This window comes from Sphingobium fontiphilum, from assembly GCF_014196635.1.
Classification (GTDB): Bacteria; Pseudomonadota; Alphaproteobacteria; order Sphingomonadales; family Sphingomonadaceae; genus Sphingobium; species Sphingobium fontiphilum.
Genome location: NZ_JACIEB010000001.1, coordinates 328,102 through 342,592 on the forward strand (window position 1 = coordinate 328,102; position 14,491 = coordinate 342,592).

A 14,491-nucleotide genomic window follows, 5' to 3' on the forward strand; every position below is an offset into this window, starting at 1 on the left:
TGTTTCAGGGCGTCTCGTCAGCCTTCAGGCGACGGAGCTTTGGCGCCTGCTCCATGCTGGCGGCTTCCTTGATTCCTTCGCGCAGATCCTCGCGCTTTTGATGGATGGACGCGATGACCGGGCCCATCGCGACGCCCAGGTCGACCAGAGCGGTTTCCGCCAGTTGCAGCGAGCTTTCCAGCGTTTCGGGCACGGCGTCGCTGGCGCCCGCCCTGTAAAGCTGCGCCGCATGTTCGGCATCTCGCGCACGCGCGATGATCGGCAGGTCCGGCACCCAGCCACGCACCCGCTTCGTTACGCGCACGGACAGAACCGGATCGTCCATCGTCAGGATCAAAGCGCGGGCATGGCCGAGACGCAGCTTGTCGAGCATTTCTGGGCGCGAAACGTCTCCGAATAGGATCGGATAGCCATTCCGCCGCGCTTCCGCGACTGTGTCTGGGTCGGATTCGACCGCCACAAAGCGCTGGTTATGCTGCTTGAGCAGATCGCACACCATGCGCCCGACGCGCCCGAATCCGATGACGACAGCGGCCGGTTCGGACGATTCCTCATGGGCCGACGGCGGATCGTCGCCGGTCGCCATCTCCAGCATCCGCGCGAAATCATGGCCAAGACGAGCGAGCAGCGGCGTGATCGTCAGGCCGATGGCGGTAACGATCTGCCAGAAGGCGGCTGTCGACGGCAGGATCAATTGCGCCGCCGCCGCCGTGCCCAGAACGATCAGGGTCGTTTCGGAGGGGCTGGACATCAGCACGCCGACCTCCAGCGCCACCCCACGCCGCGCGCCGGATAAATAGAGGAGCAGCGCCGTCACCAGCGTCTTGACGATCACCACGCCGACAACGGCCAGCAGCAGGCCCTGCCAGTTGGCCAGGATGACGCGGATGTCGAGGCTCATCCCCACGGTGATCAGGAACACGCCCAGCGCCAGTCCCTTGAACGGGGCGGTCATCACCTCGACTTCGCCATGATATTCGGTTTCGGCGATCAGCAGGCCCGCGAGCAGCGCGCCCACGATCGGCGACAGACCGGCCAGCGACGTGGCCAGGCTGGAAACGATGACGACCAGAAGGCTGGCGGCCAGAAAGACTTCCGGGCTTTTGGTGCGGGCCGCCTGGCTGAAGATATGCGGCAGGATGAAGCGGCCCAGCACCAGCATGACAGTGATCGTGATGCCGCCCCTGACCAGCGTATCGACGAGATTTTTCCAAGCGCCATCGGGGCCAGCCGCGATCGACGGGGCGAGGGCGCCGAGCATGAAGATGATCGGGACGAGCGCCAGATCCTCAAAGAGCAGCATGGAGAAGGCGGATCGCCCAACCGCGCCCTGTGTGCCGACCATGGGCAGGACGAGCGCGGTCGAGGATAAAGACAGGGCGAGGCCAAGGCCGACCGCGCCCGTCCACGGTTGCCCCAGAAGATAGAGGCCAAGGCCGATGAACAGGGCGCTGCCGATGAGTTCAGCGGCGCCGACACCGAAAACCTGTGTTCGCATCGTCCATAATCGTCGGAAACTCAGTTCCAGTCCAATGGAGAAGAGCAGCAGAATGATCCCCAGCTCGGCAAAGGGCGCAATCGCCTCCTGATCGGAAATGGTCACATGATAGAGCCAGGGATATTGCCCGACCAGAGAGCCGAGCCCTGCGGGCCCTACAGCGAGGCCGACCAGAATGAACCCGATGACGGGGCTGATTCGGAAACGGGCGAACCCTGGAATGACCAACCCGGCCGCCCCCAGGATGACGAGGGAATCGCTGAAAGAATGGGGATTTATCGCACCTGCCATAGTGGCATCATTGCTGGGAAGCGTGGCGTTTTCCAGCTTAAAGCTCTGACCTGAGAAATGATTTTGCCGGCCAGACTCAGGTCTTGGCTTCACTGGCCATTTCTCTAACCTTGTCGGCGTTTCATGTTTGAAACAGGAGGCGGCATGGCGGAAGGCGCTAACCCATCGTCAAAATTCGACGATCCAGAACAAAGCCGTATATTTGCCCAGCACATGATCGAGGTTGCCTGTGGCTTCGTCCGCACAACACAGGACAGTAGCGCCGCAGTTGGCCGTTGGGTCATTGGATCGTTGCTTATTATGAATGGCGGCGCAGCGGTGGCGGTCATCGGTGCCGACATTGTGCTGATATACAAGAAGTTTGCAGCATCGGTGTTTTGCGCCGGGCTCATGTTCGCAAACCTGTCGGGCTTTTTGCTCTTTCTGAATTTGAACAGGGTAGCTGCATTATATATGGGCGTTGTGTCCTATTGGGTGAGCGTCGCTGCGACCGGCATTCGCATGGCCGATCGGGAAGCCGATAACAGACTGATTTATGGCCGCGCCAGAAACATGCTCCGGCCATCGCTCATTGGCGGTCTATTAAGTTCTTGCTGTTTTCTTTTGGGCATCGCGATCACTGCAATCGCTGAACCGCCCGGCTCAAGGTCGATAGCCGCTTCGGCGATGTCGCAGCCACCCGCCCGATCCACAACTTCCCCGGTCCCGACAGAACAGGAAGCGACTGCCGCTTCGATCAAGGCCACTGGTGCGGACGGCGGGACTTGAACCCGCATTTCCAGGGGAAGGCGGATTTTAAGTCCGCTGCGTCTACCGATTTCGCCACGTCCGCAGATGGAGCCTGACGGGACAGCCCGTCAGCGCGCCGCACCACTGCCGGGGCAGGCCATGATGGTCAAGGGCGCAGGCTATTTTGTATTGAGCCGCTCGCGCATTTCCTTGCCGGGTTTGAAATAGGGGACGCGCTTGGCGTCGACCGGCACTTGTTCGCCGGTCCGGGGATTGCGGCCGGTGCGGGCCTCGCGGGCGCGCGTCGTGAAAGCGCCAAAGCCACGTAACTCGACGCGGCCGCCAGCGGCCAGCCTGTCCACAATCTCCTTGAAGAAGATGTCGACGATCCGCTCCACCTCCATCAGGGTGAGGCCGGGATTTTCCTGGGCAAGCGTCTGGATCAGCTCCGAGCGGATCATATTCTCTCCATGCGGCTTGTCTCGCGCCGTCAATGCGCAAGAAGCGAGCATAAACTGTCTGCAAGCTGCTGACAATTGGCATGGATTGAAATCGTTACGGAAATGAAAAAGCCCGCCGAACATTGTCCGGCGGGCCCATTTCATCGAAGCAAGGGCGATCAGCCTTCGCTCTTGGCCTTCAGGGCTTCGCCCAGAATGTCGCCCAGCGAAGCGCCGCTGTCGGACGAACCATATTGCGCGACGGCCTGCTTTTCCTCGGCGATCTGAAGCGCCTTGACCGAGAAGTTGGGCTTCTTGGCGCGGTCGAAGCCGATGACCAGAGCGTCGAACTTCTGACCGATCTGGAAGCGTTCGGGACGCTGTTCGTCGCGGTCGCGGCCCAGGTCGCTGCGCTTGATGAAGCCAATGGCGCCATCTTCGCCGGCCTGGACTTCCAGGCCGCCGTCGCGGACTTCCAGAACGGTGACGGTGACCGTCGCGTTCTTGTTGAGGCCAGCGGCCGCAGCCGAAGTGCCGCCGGCGACCGGAGCGCCGCGCTCCAGCTGCTTCATGCCCAGGCTGATGCGTTCCTTTTCGACGTCGATGTCGAGCACGATGGCCTGAACCGTCTCGCCCTTGCGGTGCAGGGCCAGCGCGTCTTCACCCGAAATGCCCCAGGCGATGTCGGACATGTGAACCATGCCGTCGACGTCGCCATCCAGGCCGATGAACAGGCCGAATTCGGTCGCGTTCTTGACTTCGCCTTCGACGGTCGAACCGATCGGGTGACGTTCGGCAAAGCTGTCCCAGGGGTTGTTCTGGGCCTGCTTGAGGCCAAGGCTGATGCGGCGCTTGTCGGGATCGACTTCCAGAACGATGACGTCGACTTCCTGGCTGGTCGAAACGATCTTGCCGGGGTGGACGTTCTTTTTGGTCCAGGACATTTCCGAAACGTGGACCAGGCCTTCGATGCCCGCTTCCAGTTCCACGAAGGCGCCATATTCGGTGATGTTGGTGACGCGGCCCGACAGCTTGGCGCCGACCGGATATTTGGCGCTGGCGCCTTCCCACGGATCGCTTTCCAGCTGCTTCATGCCGAGCGAGATGCGCTGCGTGTCGCGGTTGATGCGGATGATCTGGACACGGACGGTGTCGCCGATGTTGATCATCTCGTTCGGGTGGTTGATGCGCTTGTAGCTGAGGTCGGTGACGTGCAGCAGGCCGTCGATGCCGCCCAGGTCAACGAACGCACCATAATCGGTGATGTTCTTGACGACGCCCTCGATGATCTGGCCTTCGGCCAGCGTCTGGATGAGGCCGCTGCGTTGTTCGGCGCGGGTTTCTTCCAGGATGGCGCGACGCGACACAACGATGTTGCCGCGACGGCGATCCATCTTGAGGATCTGGAAAGGCTGGGGAATGTCCATCAGCGGGGTGACGTCGCGAACTGGGCGGATGTCGACCTGGCTGCCGGGCAGGAAGGCCACGGCGCCGTCGAGATCGACGGTGAAGCCGCCCTTGACGCGGCCGAAGATGACGCCTTCGACGCGGGCGCTTTCGGTGAACTCGGCTTCCAGCTTGTCCCAGGCGGCTTCACGGCGCGCGCGGTCGCGCGACAGCATGGCTTCGCCATGGGCGTTTTCGACGCGATCGACATAGACTTCGACTTCGTCACCGACCTTGATGTCGGCCTTCTGCCCCGGCATCGCGAATTCGCGCAGCGGAACGCGGCCTTCGCTCTTCAGGCCGACGTCGATCAGCGCCATGTCGTTTTCGATGCCGGTAACGGTGCCCTTTACGACGCGGCCTTCAAAGCCGCCATCTTCGCCACCGAGAGAATCATTGAGAAGCGCGGCGAAATCGTCGCGCGAGGGAAATGCCGTCGAGGCCATCAAGTCTTCCTTCATTCATCATTGCTGGCCAGCCGGTTGGGTCCGGCGGTCTTTGCAAACTGGATGACGGCGCACACCCCGGACCGTTATGATCAGAAGCGACCGAAATCCTGGCCAAACCGCCCGCACGGCGTCATGCGATGCAGGCATCCCGCGAGCCGATGCGCTTGGAGAGGGGCGGAGCGGATAAGACAAAAGGGCGCATGGAAAATCCATGCGCCTGGCCACGCCGCGATAAAGGCGGCGCTTCTGCTGCGCGTCCACAAGCGCGGGCAACCCGCCGGACGAGCAGCGCCTTAGCGAAAAGCCCGGAAAATCGCAAGCCTTGTAGTGGATTGCGGCATAGCGGGGACGATGACGGTCAACCTGTCGCCCCAAGGGTCGTCAACAGGGGTGCAAAGCCGGGAAAGCTGGTCGCGACAGGGCGCATGTCGTCGATGGTCACGCCATTGCGCGAGGCCAGTCCCGCGACGGCGAAGCTCATGGCGATACGATGGTCGAGATGGGTCGCGATGGGGCCGCCACCGGGCAGGGGATCGCCGCCGCGCCCTTCGATGATGATCCCGTCGTCCAGTTCCTCGACGACAACGCCTATGGCCCGCAGGCCCGCCGCCATTACGGCGATGCGATCCGATTCCTTGACGCGCAGTTCCTCCAGTCCGCGGAAGGTGGAGCGCCCCTGCGCCATGGCGGCGGCGATGAAGGCGATCGGAAACTCGTCCACCATCGATGGCACGCGGGCCGGATCGGGGTCGACCCCGCGCAAGGCCGATGCCGCAATCACCAGATCGCCGACAGGCTCGCCGCCCACTTCACGGGGGTTGATGACGGTCACATCGCCGCCCATTTCCTGCAACAATTCCACCAGGCCGGCGCGGGTCGGATTCAGGCCGACATTGGTGATCGTCACCCGCGATCCCGGAACGATCAGCGCCGCGACCATGGGGAAGGCGGCGGAGGACGGGTCGCCGGGCACGACGATGGATTGCGGCCGCAACTCCGCCTCACCCGTCAGCGTGATGATTCGCGCGCCATCGGCTTCAACCGCGACTTCCAGATCCGCGCCAAAGCCGCGCAGCATCCGCTCGCTGTGATCGCGCGTGGGAACCGGCTCGATCACCTGTGTCTGGCCGGGCATATTCAGCCCTGCGAGCAATATGGCCGATTTGACCTGCGCCGACGCCACCGGCAGGCGATAGCTGATCGGCACGGCCGGGCACAGGCCGCGCATCGTGAGCGGCAGACGGCCACCGGGGCTCGCGGCGAAGCTGGCCCCCATTGCCGACAGCGGTTCGATCACCCGGCCCATCGGACGTTTGCTGAGCGAGGCGTCGCCGATGAAGGTGGCGGTCAGGTCATGGCTCGCGAGCAACCCCATCAGCAGGCGCGTCGAGGTGCCGCTATTGCCCATGTCCAGCGCGGTCGCAGGCTGCATCAGGCCGCCGACGCCCACGCCATGAATATGCCAGATGCCGTCATCATCGCGCATGATGTCCGCGCCCATCGCCCGCATGGCGGCTGCTGTGGCCAGAACATCTTCTCCCTCCAGCAGCCCTTCGACCCGGCTTTCCCCCACGGCCAGCGCCGACAGCATCAGCGAACGATGGGAAATGCTCTTGTCGCCGGGCACGCCGATGGCGCCCGACAGGGCGGGTGCGGCGGTGAAGGTCATCGGTCTTGGCTGGTCGTTATGGGCGTTCACAAAAGGGGTCCGATGGCAGGGAGGGAGGAAAAAACGCGCCCGGCTTTTGACAGCGCGGCCACGCTATGGCAAGGCGCGCGACGTTTCGCGGACACTAAAGGGTGTGCCGCGTGATTTCTGTTTCAGAGCAAAAAGGATTAGGCCGGACATGGTCAAGGCTGAATGGGGCACGAAGCGAACCTGCCCGAAATGCGCGACCCGCTTCTATGACCTGGGCAAGGACGATCCCGTAACCTGCATCAACTGCGGCGCGGCGTGGGAGCCGGAGCCGGTGCTGAAGTCCAAGCAGCCGCTGCCTTATGAGGAAGCGCCCAAGAAGGTCATCGAAACCGCCGACGGCAAGCTGGAGACGGCCGACGACGATCTGGATCTGGACATCGACGTCGATGATGACGAAGATTCGCCGGATAATGACGTCGATCTGGGCGGCGACGACGACCTGGGCGTCGATGCCGCCGGCGACGACGACAGCGACGACAACTAAGTCATTTTGTTCTTGCCAAGGAGGGTGCTGCGACCTAATGGCAGCGCCTCCAAAGCGCCGGACCCAAACGGCGCCGATGATGGTTCAAGGGGCCTTAGCTCAGCTGGGAGAGCGCCTGCATGGCATGCAGGAGGTCAGCGGTTCGATCCCGCTAGGCTCCACCATCGCAATTGGTTACTGACGGGGCCTTAGCTCAGCTGGGAGAGCGCCTGCATGGCATGCAGGAGGTCAGCGGTTCGATCCCGCTAGGCTCCACCAGGACCGTTCGTCACAGACATATCAAACTGGACAGGCCTTCTCCGGCGGCCCGAATCGAGCGTCCGTCAGGAAAGCACGGTCCGTCAGCGCCTCCAGAAAGGCGAGGATCGCGGGCATGTCCGCGTCGGCGAGCGCGCTTGCGGCGTGCCGGCGCACCGCCATGTCCATGCTGGTTGCCGATCCGTCATGCAGCCAGGGGCCAGTCACCGCGACATTGCGCAGTCCCGGCGTGCGGAATTGTTCGACCGGCGGTTCGAAACCGGGCGGCGGCGGTTTTCCGCCATAGGCGGATGCATCTGTTTCGCCTGGGGCGGCGGTGCCGGTATAATGGGTGGCGTCGTCGGTGAAATGCGCCCCGCTATGGCAGGATGCGCACCCTATCCGATTGAATTCCTTCATGCCCCGAACCGCCATGGCGCTCATTGCGCCGCTTTCGCCGCGCCGGCGCCGGTCATAGGGCGCGCCAAAAGATATCAAGCTTCTCTGAAAAGCGCCCAGAGCGGCCGAAACCCCGGCAAAGCTGATGGAGTTAGTGCGGCCGGGGAAGGCCGTTTGAAATAGGCGGACGTAACAGGGGTCGCCGGTCAGCCGCTTTTTGATCTCTGCGTCATTCGAAGCCATGCCCATTTCGACCGGCTTTGTCCCCGTCATCGGCACCATGGCCTGCTCCTCAAGCGTGTTGAGGTTCACGTCCGCCCAGGTCAGTCCCCTGCGCCAGCCCACATTGGCGAGGCCAGGCACATTGCGCACGCCCATTTCGCCGGTGACGCCCGCGTGGGTCGCCTGCCCATCGGTAAAGCCGCGCGATTGCTGATGACAATCGGCGCAGGACAGGCTGTTGTCGGCGGAAAGAGCGCGTTCATGGAACAGGCGCCTGCCCAGCGCCACCTTGGCGGCGTTCATCGCGTTGTCGGCGGGGACGAGCGGCGGCGCGACGCCGGAGGGCAAGGCTGGCCATCGCCATGTCGATCCCGGCACTATTGCTGCGGCTACGCTGGCGAGTCCTGTCAGCATGACAGGAAACAAAGCCCATCTGCGCCAATTCTGCTTTGAACGCGCCGCCAATCGCATCGGAAACATGCCCCCATCCGCACTTGCACGATGCGTTTTGCCGGGTCGGCAGGCATGCGTCAAAGGGTGAAGGGGGATATCTTCAGGCGATCGGACGCCGCGTAAATCCGTCCAGTCCGGCGGGTGGCAGTTCATTCACCACCAGCTTGTCGACCCGGGCGGTGGATGGCCCGCGTCGCATCCGGGCGATCATCTGATCCACGGCGCACCGTTCGCCCTCGACGAGCGCTTCCACGGATCCACACGACAGATTGCGCACCCAGCCCCTCAGTCCCAGATCCTGCGCCTGCTTCATCGTCCAGTCGCGAAAGAACACGCCTTGCACCCGGCCTGAAATGATGATCTGGCGAGCGGCCAACGCCATCAGCGCACCCGCTTGATCCAGGTCTGTCCGCCGGTGCGGACCTCTGTCATGAACTGAGGCACCGCCTTGACGAGGTCGGACAGCCGCTTGTATCCGTAATTGCGGACGTCGAAACTGGAACGGTTGCCCGCCAGTTGGCCGACGGCGCTCAACGCCGCAAAACCATTTTCGTCTCGCTTGACCGCGTCATAGGCGTCGATCAGCAGCTTCACGACCTCCGGGTCCACGCCCTTTGCGGCGACTGGCGCTTTCGCCGCGACGGTCTCGGCTGGCGGCTTCGGCGCCCCCTGGATCGGGCCGTTTTCAAGCGTGTCAGGCTCCTCTTGCGCGCTCAGAGCCGCCACATCGATGAAGCGGGTGCAGGCGCGTCGGAAACCCTCAGGCGTATTTGCGGTGCCAAAACCATAGACCGGGATGCCATCCTGCCGCAATCTGGTCACCAGCGGGGTAAAGTCGCTGTCACTCGACATCAGGCCAAAGCCATCAATTCGCCCGCTCGCCAGAAGGTCCATCGCATCGATGGTCATCTTCATGTCGGTGGCGTTCTTGCCCTTGGTCAGGTCAAATTGCTGCTGCGGCTCGATCGCCTGGGCGATGGAGAGCGCCGCCCAGGTCTTGAGCGTCGCCTTGCTCCAGTTGCCATAGGCGCGGCGGATGTTGACCGTGCCCAGTTCCGCCAAGACGGTCATCACCGGATCGAAATGCGCCGTCGACGCATTGTCTGCGTCGATGAGCAAGGCGATATTCCCAGAGCCTTCCCGCCGCATGTCTTTGCGACCGCCTCCTCCCATGTTCATTTCAGGCCGGGGAAAAAGCCCCCGTTGTCTCATCGAGCACATGCAGCAGCCCGTCGGATATCGCGAAGAAGGCGCCGATGAGCTTCAGTTCGCCATTCCGCTCTTTCAAGCGGACACACGGGAAAGTGCGCAAATTGGCGAGGCTGACCTTCACGCCTTCCTGCTCCATCGCCCGTTCGGCGTCGCGGCCGCGATCGTCGCCATATTGCGCAATAACCGTTTCGCGTGCGGGGTCGAGCAGGTCGATCCAGTTCTGTATGAAGCCGCCTTCGCCCGGAGGCGCATCCTTCAGATCATGGCTGAGCGCAGCCTTGCAGCCGCCGCATTTGCCATGGCCCATCACCACGATTTCACCGACCTTGAGCACCTGAACGGCAAATTCGAGTGCGGCCGACACGCCATGGTGGCCCGGAGTCGTCTCGAACGGCGGCACCAGCGCGGCGACATTGCGCACGACGAAGATTTCGCCGGGGCTGGTGTCGAATATCTGGGCGGGGTCCACGCGGCTGTCGGAACAGGCGATCACCATCACGCGCGGCGACTGCCCGTCGTTCAATTCGTCCCAGCGTTCGCGCTGCTGGGACCATCCTGTGTTGCGGAAACGCTGATAACCAGCGAGCATATCGGAAAATTCAGTCATAGGACATTCTGTGCCCAACTCGATCAGGGCTGGCAAGAGGGCGACTCCGGCGCTATTTGAAGCGCATGAATGACCTGTCCCCCATGTCCGCCCCGGAAAAGCCCGAACGCGCCCGCAAGCCCGACTGGATCCGCGTCAAGGCGCCGACCAGCAAGGGTTACAACGAAACGCGCAAGCTGATGCGCGAAAAAGGGCTGGCGACAGTGTGCGAGGAGGCGGCCTGCCCCAATATCGGGGAGTGCTGGACCAAAAAGCACGCAACCGTGATGATCCTGGGCGATGTATGCACGCGCGCCTGCGCCTTTTGCAACGTCAAAACCGGCATGCCGCGCAAGGTTGACGTGAATGAGCCCCAGAATCTGGCCGATGCGGCTGCGGAAATGGGGCTGGAACATATCGTCATCACATCGGTCGACCGGGACGACCTGCCCGATGGCGGCGCTGGCCAGTTCGTCAAGGTGATCGAGGCGCTGCGCCGCACGACGCCGGGCACGACCATCGAAATATTGACGCCCGATTTCCGCAACAAGCATGAGCGGGCGATTGAGATGATCGTCGCGGCGCGGCCCGATGTTTACAATCATAATCTGGAAACGGTGCCCCGGCTCTATCCCACCATACGGCCGGGTGCGCGCTATTATGCCTCACTGCGCCTGCTGGAGACTGTCAAGCGGCTCGATCCGTCCATCTTCACCAAATCGGGCATCATGCTGGGCCTGGGCGAAGAGCGGCTGGAAGTGCATCAGGTGATGGACGACATGCGGTCGGCCGACATCGATTTCCTGACCATGGGGCAATATCTTCAGCCCACGCCCAAACATGCCAAGGTCATGGAGTTTGTGACGCCGGCGGCGTTCAATTCCTATGCCGCGATTGCGCGCGCCAAGGGCTTTCTGCAGGTGGCTTCCAGTCCTTTGACACGCTCAAGTTACCATGCCGGCAAGGATTTTGCGGAAATGAAGCTTGCGCGCGAGGCGCAATTAGCCAAAAAAGCGATGAAATCGGAGCTCTGACCCAATCCATGCCCAAGCATAACGAAACCCGTTCCTTACCCTACACGCCTGAACAAATGTTCGACCTGGTGTCCGACGTCGGTTCCTATGCCCATTTCCTGCCCTGGGTTAACTCGGTGCGCGTGCGCACCGACAGCAAGACGGAGACGGTGGCCGATCTGCTGGTCGGGTATAAAGGGATCAAGGAGAGCTTTACTTCGCGGGTTCACAAGGCGCGACCGAGCCATGTGCGCGTCGATTATGTGGATGGCCCGCTCAAACATCTGCACAATGAATGGAAATTCCGTCCGAACGGGACCGGCGGCGTAACCGTCGATTTCGAGGTCGAGTTCGCATTCAAGAACAAGCTGTTCGACATGCTGGCGGCGCAAATGTTTGAAAAGGCGCTCCGCAAGATGATCGGCGCGTTTGAGAAACGGGCTGCGGAGCTATACGCCAAATAGTCGCGGGAGCGGGGCGGGGCGCAACCGTCGCCGCCGTTTCACGGGTCCGGCAACAAGAGCTCCAGAGCGCACAGCGCCGCCTGGAGGCGGATTCCGCCGCGACCATCATTTTCGAAATGGCGAAGATCGGCGACCACCTTGTCTGGGCTCGCGCCCCGTTCGGCGCGGGCAAAAACCACCGTGCCCACCGGCTTTTGCTCGGTGCCGCCACCGGGACCGGCTATGCCTGTAATCGCGACCGCGACATGGGCATGGCTCTTGTTCAGCGTCCCTTGCGCCATGGCCCATGCCGTCGCGATCGACACTGAACCGAAGGTTTCCAGAACATCCTGGGAAACCTTCAGCAGTTCAGCCTTCATGTCGTTGGAATAAACTATAAATCCCGCTTCAAATACGTCGGATGATCCCGCGATTTCGGTAAGGGCGGCAGAGACCAGGCCGCCAGTGCAGCTTTCGGCCACGGCGATGGTGCGACCGGCGCGACGATTGGCGATGACGACGCGGTCGGCCAGTTCGACAAGCGCGGAGGGCAAGATGGTGTCAGGCATGACGTTACGATAGCGCGGGCAGGGAGAGGGTTGCAATGGCCTGTGCGGCGATACCTTCGCCCCGGCCTGCAAAACCCAGTCGTTCAGTGGTCGTGGCCTTCACGCTGACGCATGGCGGGGGCAAGGCGAGCAATTCAGAGATGCGCGCGCGCATGGCGTCGCGATGCGGACCGATTTTCGGCGCTTCGCAGATGATCGTCAGGTCGACATGGTCGATCACGCCGCCGCGCGCCGCCACCCGATCGCGCGCATAGGCAAGAAAACGGGACGAAGGCGCGCCCCGCCACTGCGGGTCGGACGGCGGGAAATGGCTGCCTATGTCCCCGTCGGCGAGCGCGCCCAGCAGCGCGTCAACCAGCGCATGGATGGCGACGTCAGCGTCGCTATGCCCGGAAAGGCCCTTTTCATGAGCGATGCGAACGCCGCAGAGCCATAATTCCTCCCCGGCCGCCAGCCGGTGGACATCATAACCCATGCCCACCCGCGTCACCCGCCTGGCGGCCAGGCGGATTTCCGCCTGATCGAAATCCTCGGGGTAGGTCAATTTGTTTAGCCTTTCATCGCCTTCCACGCTTTTGACGTCATGGCCCCATGCCTTCAGCATCTGAGCGTCGTCAGTGGCCTCTCGCTGCTCGCCCCATCCGCGATGCGCAGCCAGTATGCTGTCGAAATGGAACGCCTGGGGCGTCTGGACCCGCAACACCCCGCTGCGGTCGACGATTCCGCCCACATGCTCGCCCTCGGCGCGGGCGAGGGTGTCGACCACCGGCAGCACCGGTATTGCCCCGCCATGTCCCTTGGCCAAGGCCGACAGCAGGCGATCTGTCACTTCGTCGGGCAGGAACGGCCGGGCACAATCGTGGATCAGCACGAAGTCGGCGCCGCCGGCCTGCGCTATCGCTTCCAGGCCGGCGCGCACAGAACCCCGGCGGGTGTCAGCGCCCGCAACGAAGCCCGCCACATTGCGTCCCGTGAGCAGGGCGCTGGCCGTTTCCGCCTGCCCGTGGCCGACCACCACATACACCGCGCCAATGGCGCCATGCCCAGCCAGAGCGTCGAAAGCATGGGCGATCACCGCCTTGCCGCCAACGGCTCGGAACTGTTTGGGAATATCGCCGCCCGCCCGGTTGCCCTGACCCGCAGCCACCAGCAGCGCGGCAATGTTGCGCTTGTCCATCGTCATGCCCGGCGCATAGCCGAGCGTCCCGCGTCTCGCCAGACCCCATCGCTTGCCGGATGGGCGGTTTCGCGCTATGGCCTGCCTGTTTTTTAGGCAGTTTTGATCCAGGCAATGAGCAAGCTTTCCCCCATCCATGTCGGTCCGGTGACGATCGACATGCCGGTCATATTGGCGCCGATGACCGGCGTGACGGACATGCCGTTCCGCACTCTCGTCCGCCGTTACGGTTCGGGCCTGAACGTGACCGAGATGATCGCCACGGCCGCAATGATCCGCGAAACGCGCCAGTCATTGCAAAAGGCGGCCTGGCATCCGGTGGAGGAGCCCGTGTCGATGCAGCTCGCCGGCTGTTCCCCCACCGAAATGGCCGAAGCCGCGAAGCTCAATGCCGACCGCGGCGCTGCGATCATCGACATCAACATGGGCTGTCCGGTGAAAAAGGTGGTCAATGGCGACGCCGGCAGCGCGCTGATGCGCGACCTGCCGCTGGCCGCCGCGCTGATCGAGGCGACGGTAAAGGCGGTTGACGTGCCCGTCACCGTCAAGATGCGCATGGGCTGGGACCATGGCAGCCTCAATGCGCCCGAACTTGCCCATATCGCGGAGGATCTGGGCGCGAAGCTCATTACCGTCCATGGCCGCACCCGCTGCCAGATGTATAAGGGGTCGGCCGACTGGGCCTTTGTCCGCAAGGTCAAGGATGCGGTGAAGCTGCCGGTGATCGTCAATGGCGACATTTGCTCGATCGAGGATGCCGACCTGGCGTTGGAACAGAGCGGCGCCGACGGCGTGATGATCGGGCGCGGCGCCTATGGCCGTCCGTGGCTGATCGGACAGGTTATGCGCTGGATGGCGGCGGGTGAACGCATTCCAGACCCGTCGCTGGCGGAGCAATATGGCGTCATCATCGACCATTATCGCGCGATGCTGGACCATTATGACGGCCACACCGGCGTCAATATGGCGCGCAAGCATATCGGTTGGTACACGCGCGGCCTGCCCGGGTCGGCGGATTTCCGCAACGCCGTCAATCAGGAGCCCAGTGGCGCGCGCGTGCTCGACATGCTGGCCGGTTTTTATGAACCGCTGATCGAAGCGGATCTGGCGTCGCGCCCCCGCAAGGCGGCGTGATTGGCACTGT

At 62.9% G+C, this 14,491-nt stretch carries 15 protein-coding genes and 3 tRNA genes; 7 read left to right on the top strand and 11 right to left on the bottom strand.

The genetic code is table 11. The annotated features are described in order from the left end of the window. Positions 1 to 4 precede the first annotated feature (4 nt). On the bottom strand, positions 5 to 1,789 hold the full coding sequence (locus GGR44_RS01400; protein WP_183953650.1) for a cation:proton antiporter domain-containing protein: 1,785 nt from the start codon (positions 1,787 to 1,789) through the stop codon (positions 5 to 7). 123 nt (positions 1,790 to 1,912) lie between these two features. Between GGR44_RS01400 and GGR44_RS01405 the strand changes: the two genes are divergently transcribed. Then, on the top strand, positions 1,913 to 2,557 hold the full coding sequence (locus GGR44_RS01405) for a hypothetical protein (protein ID WP_183953651.1): 645 nt from the start codon (positions 1,913 to 1,915) through the stop codon (positions 2,555 to 2,557). Here the strand turns inward: GGR44_RS01405 and GGR44_RS01410 are convergent. The 4 genes from GGR44_RS01410 to aroA form a co-directional block, all read right to left on the bottom strand. Continuing rightward, positions 2,536 to 2,621, bottom strand: a tRNA-Leu gene (locus GGR44_RS01410). The genes GGR44_RS01405 and GGR44_RS01410 overlap by 22 nt on opposite strands. Positions 2,622 to 2,697: 76 nt before the next feature. Beyond that, entirely contained in the window at positions 2,698 to 2,979 is a 282-nt protein-coding gene (locus GGR44_RS01415; RefSeq protein WP_183954202.1) for an integration host factor subunit beta, read from the bottom strand. Positions 2,980 to 3,137: 158 nt separating this feature from the next. Continuing rightward, on the bottom strand, positions 3,138 to 4,850 hold the full coding sequence (gene rpsA, locus GGR44_RS01420; protein ID WP_183953652.1) for a 30S ribosomal protein S1: 1,713 nt from the start codon (positions 4,848 to 4,850) through the stop codon (positions 3,138 to 3,140). 361 nt (positions 4,851 to 5,211) lie between these two features. Continuing rightward, a complete protein-coding gene (gene aroA / locus GGR44_RS01425) occupies positions 5,212 to 6,522 on the bottom strand; it encodes a 3-phosphoshikimate 1-carboxyvinyltransferase (RefSeq protein WP_183953653.1) in 1,311 nt (436 codons plus the stop codon). Between the two features lie 178 nt (positions 6,523 to 6,700). Here aroA and GGR44_RS01430 point away from each other — a divergent pair, with 178 nt between their 5' ends. The 3 genes from GGR44_RS01430 to GGR44_RS01440 all read left to right on the top strand — a co-directional run bounded on the left by GGR44_RS01430 (position 6,701) and on the right by GGR44_RS01440 (position 7,294). Then, positions 6,701 to 7,036, top strand: a complete 336-nt coding sequence (locus tag GGR44_RS01430) for a TIGR02300 family protein (RefSeq protein ID WP_183953654.1) — start codon at positions 6,701 to 6,703, stop codon at positions 7,034 to 7,036. Between the two features lie 88 nt (positions 7,037 to 7,124). Beyond that, a tRNA-Ala gene (locus GGR44_RS01435) sits at positions 7,125 to 7,200 on the top strand. Positions 7,201 to 7,218: 18 nt separating this feature from the next. Beyond that, positions 7,219 to 7,294, top strand: a tRNA-Ala gene (locus tag GGR44_RS01440). A 21-nt stretch (positions 7,295 to 7,315) separates the two neighbouring features. Here the strand turns inward: GGR44_RS01440 and GGR44_RS01445 are convergent. From GGR44_RS01445 to GGR44_RS01460, 4 genes are all read right to left on the bottom strand, one after another. Then, positions 7,316 to 8,242: a cytochrome-c peroxidase gene (locus tag GGR44_RS01445; protein WP_246344265.1), complete on the bottom strand. Its 927-nt coding sequence runs from the start codon at positions 8,240 to 8,242 to the stop codon at positions 7,316 to 7,318. Positions 8,243 to 8,447: 205 nt separating this feature from the next. After that, positions 8,448 to 8,729 (bottom strand): acylphosphatase, encoded by a 282-nt coding sequence (locus GGR44_RS01450; protein WP_183953656.1) that lies wholly within the window; start codon positions 8,727 to 8,729, stop codon positions 8,448 to 8,450. Next, a complete protein-coding gene (locus tag GGR44_RS01455) occupies positions 8,729 to 9,496 on the bottom strand; it encodes an NYN domain-containing protein (protein ID WP_183954203.1) in 768 nt (255 codons plus the stop codon). The genes GGR44_RS01450 and GGR44_RS01455 overlap by 1 nt, the downstream gene beginning before the upstream one ends. 31 nt (positions 9,497 to 9,527) lie before the next feature. Beyond that, the gene (locus GGR44_RS01460; RefSeq protein ID WP_183953657.1) at positions 9,528 to 10,166 is read right to left on the bottom strand and encodes a carbonic anhydrase; all 639 of its coding nucleotides are present in this window, start codon (positions 10,164 to 10,166) and stop codon (positions 9,528 to 9,530) included. A gap of 65 nt (positions 10,167 to 10,231) precedes the next feature. On the opposite strand from GGR44_RS01460, the gene lipA reads away from it, so the two are divergent. Continuing rightward, positions 10,232 to 11,179 (top strand): lipoyl synthase, encoded by a 948-nt coding sequence (gene lipA, locus GGR44_RS01465; protein ID WP_183953658.1) that lies wholly within the window; start codon positions 10,232 to 10,234, stop codon positions 11,177 to 11,179. An 8-nt stretch (positions 11,180 to 11,187) separates the two neighbouring features. Then, positions 11,188 to 11,622: a type II toxin-antitoxin system RatA family toxin gene (locus tag GGR44_RS01470; protein WP_183953659.1), complete on the top strand. Its 435-nt coding sequence runs from the start codon at positions 11,188 to 11,190 to the stop codon at positions 11,620 to 11,622. 38 nt (positions 11,623 to 11,660) lie between these two features. On the opposite strand, the gene GGR44_RS01475 is transcribed toward GGR44_RS01470, so the two are convergent. Further along, the gene (locus GGR44_RS01475) at positions 11,661 to 12,170 is read right to left on the bottom strand and encodes a CinA family protein (RefSeq protein WP_183953660.1); all 510 of its coding nucleotides are present in this window, start codon (positions 12,168 to 12,170) and stop codon (positions 11,661 to 11,663) included. Positions 12,171 to 12,174: 4 nt separating this feature from the next. Next, on the bottom strand, positions 12,175 to 13,353 hold the full coding sequence (locus GGR44_RS01480) for a bifunctional 2-C-methyl-D-erythritol 4-phosphate cytidylyltransferase/2-C-methyl-D-erythritol 2,4-cyclodiphosphate synthase (RefSeq protein WP_183953661.1): 1,179 nt from the start codon (positions 13,351 to 13,353) through the stop codon (positions 12,175 to 12,177). A gap of 108 nt (positions 13,354 to 13,461) precedes the next feature. Between GGR44_RS01480 and dusB the strand changes: the two genes are divergently transcribed. Next, the gene (dusB, locus tag GGR44_RS01485) at positions 13,462 to 14,481 is read left to right on the top strand and encodes a tRNA dihydrouridine synthase DusB (protein WP_183953662.1); all 1,020 of its coding nucleotides are present in this window, start codon (positions 13,462 to 13,464) and stop codon (positions 14,479 to 14,481) included. The last annotated feature ends 10 nt before the right edge of the window (positions 14,482 to 14,491 follow it).

Coding starts and splice junctions, on each gene's coding strand:
- lipA (WP_183953658.1), top strand. CDS start 10,232: ATGAATGACCTGTCCCCCATGTCCGCCCCGGAAAAGCCCGAACGCGCC.
- GGR44_RS01400 (WP_183953650.1), bottom strand. CDS start 1,789: ATGGCAGGTGCGATAAATCCCCATTCTTTCAGCGATTCCCTCGTCATC.
- rpsA (WP_183953652.1), bottom strand. CDS start 4,850: ATGGCCTCGACGGCATTTCCCTCGCGCGACGATTTCGCCGCGCTTCTC.
- GGR44_RS01480 (WP_183953661.1), bottom strand. CDS start 13,353: ATGACGATGGACAAGCGCAACATTGCCGCGCTGCTGGTGGCTGCGGGT.
- GGR44_RS01405 (WP_183953651.1), top strand. CDS start 1,913: ATGTTTGAAACAGGAGGCGGCATGGCGGAAGGCGCTAACCCATCGTCA.
- GGR44_RS01460 (WP_183953657.1), bottom strand. CDS start 10,166: ATGACTGAATTTTCCGATATGCTCGCTGGTTATCAGCGTTTCCGCAAC.
- GGR44_RS01415 (WP_183954202.1), bottom strand. CDS start 2,979: ATGATCCGCTCGGAGCTGATCCAGACGCTTGCCCAGGAAAATCCCGGC.
- GGR44_RS01470 (WP_183953659.1), top strand. CDS start 11,188: ATGCCCAAGCATAACGAAACCCGTTCCTTACCCTACACGCCTGAACAA.
- dusB (WP_183953662.1), top strand. CDS start 13,462: ATGAGCAAGCTTTCCCCCATCCATGTCGGTCCGGTGACGATCGACATG.
- GGR44_RS01450 (WP_183953656.1), bottom strand. CDS start 8,729: ATGGCGTTGGCCGCTCGCCAGATCATCATTTCAGGCCGGGTGCAAGGC.
- GGR44_RS01455 (WP_183954203.1), bottom strand. CDS start 9,496: ATGCGGCGGGAAGGCTCTGGGAATATCGCCTTGCTCATCGACGCAGAC.
- GGR44_RS01475 (WP_183953660.1), bottom strand. CDS start 12,170: ATGCCTGACACCATCTTGCCCTCCGCGCTTGTCGAACTGGCCGACCGC.
- aroA (WP_183953653.1), bottom strand. CDS start 6,522: ATGACCTTCACCGCCGCACCCGCCCTGTCGGGCGCCATCGGCGTGCCC.
- GGR44_RS01430 (WP_183953654.1), top strand. CDS start 6,701: ATGGTCAAGGCTGAATGGGGCACGAAGCGAACCTGCCCGAAATGCGCG.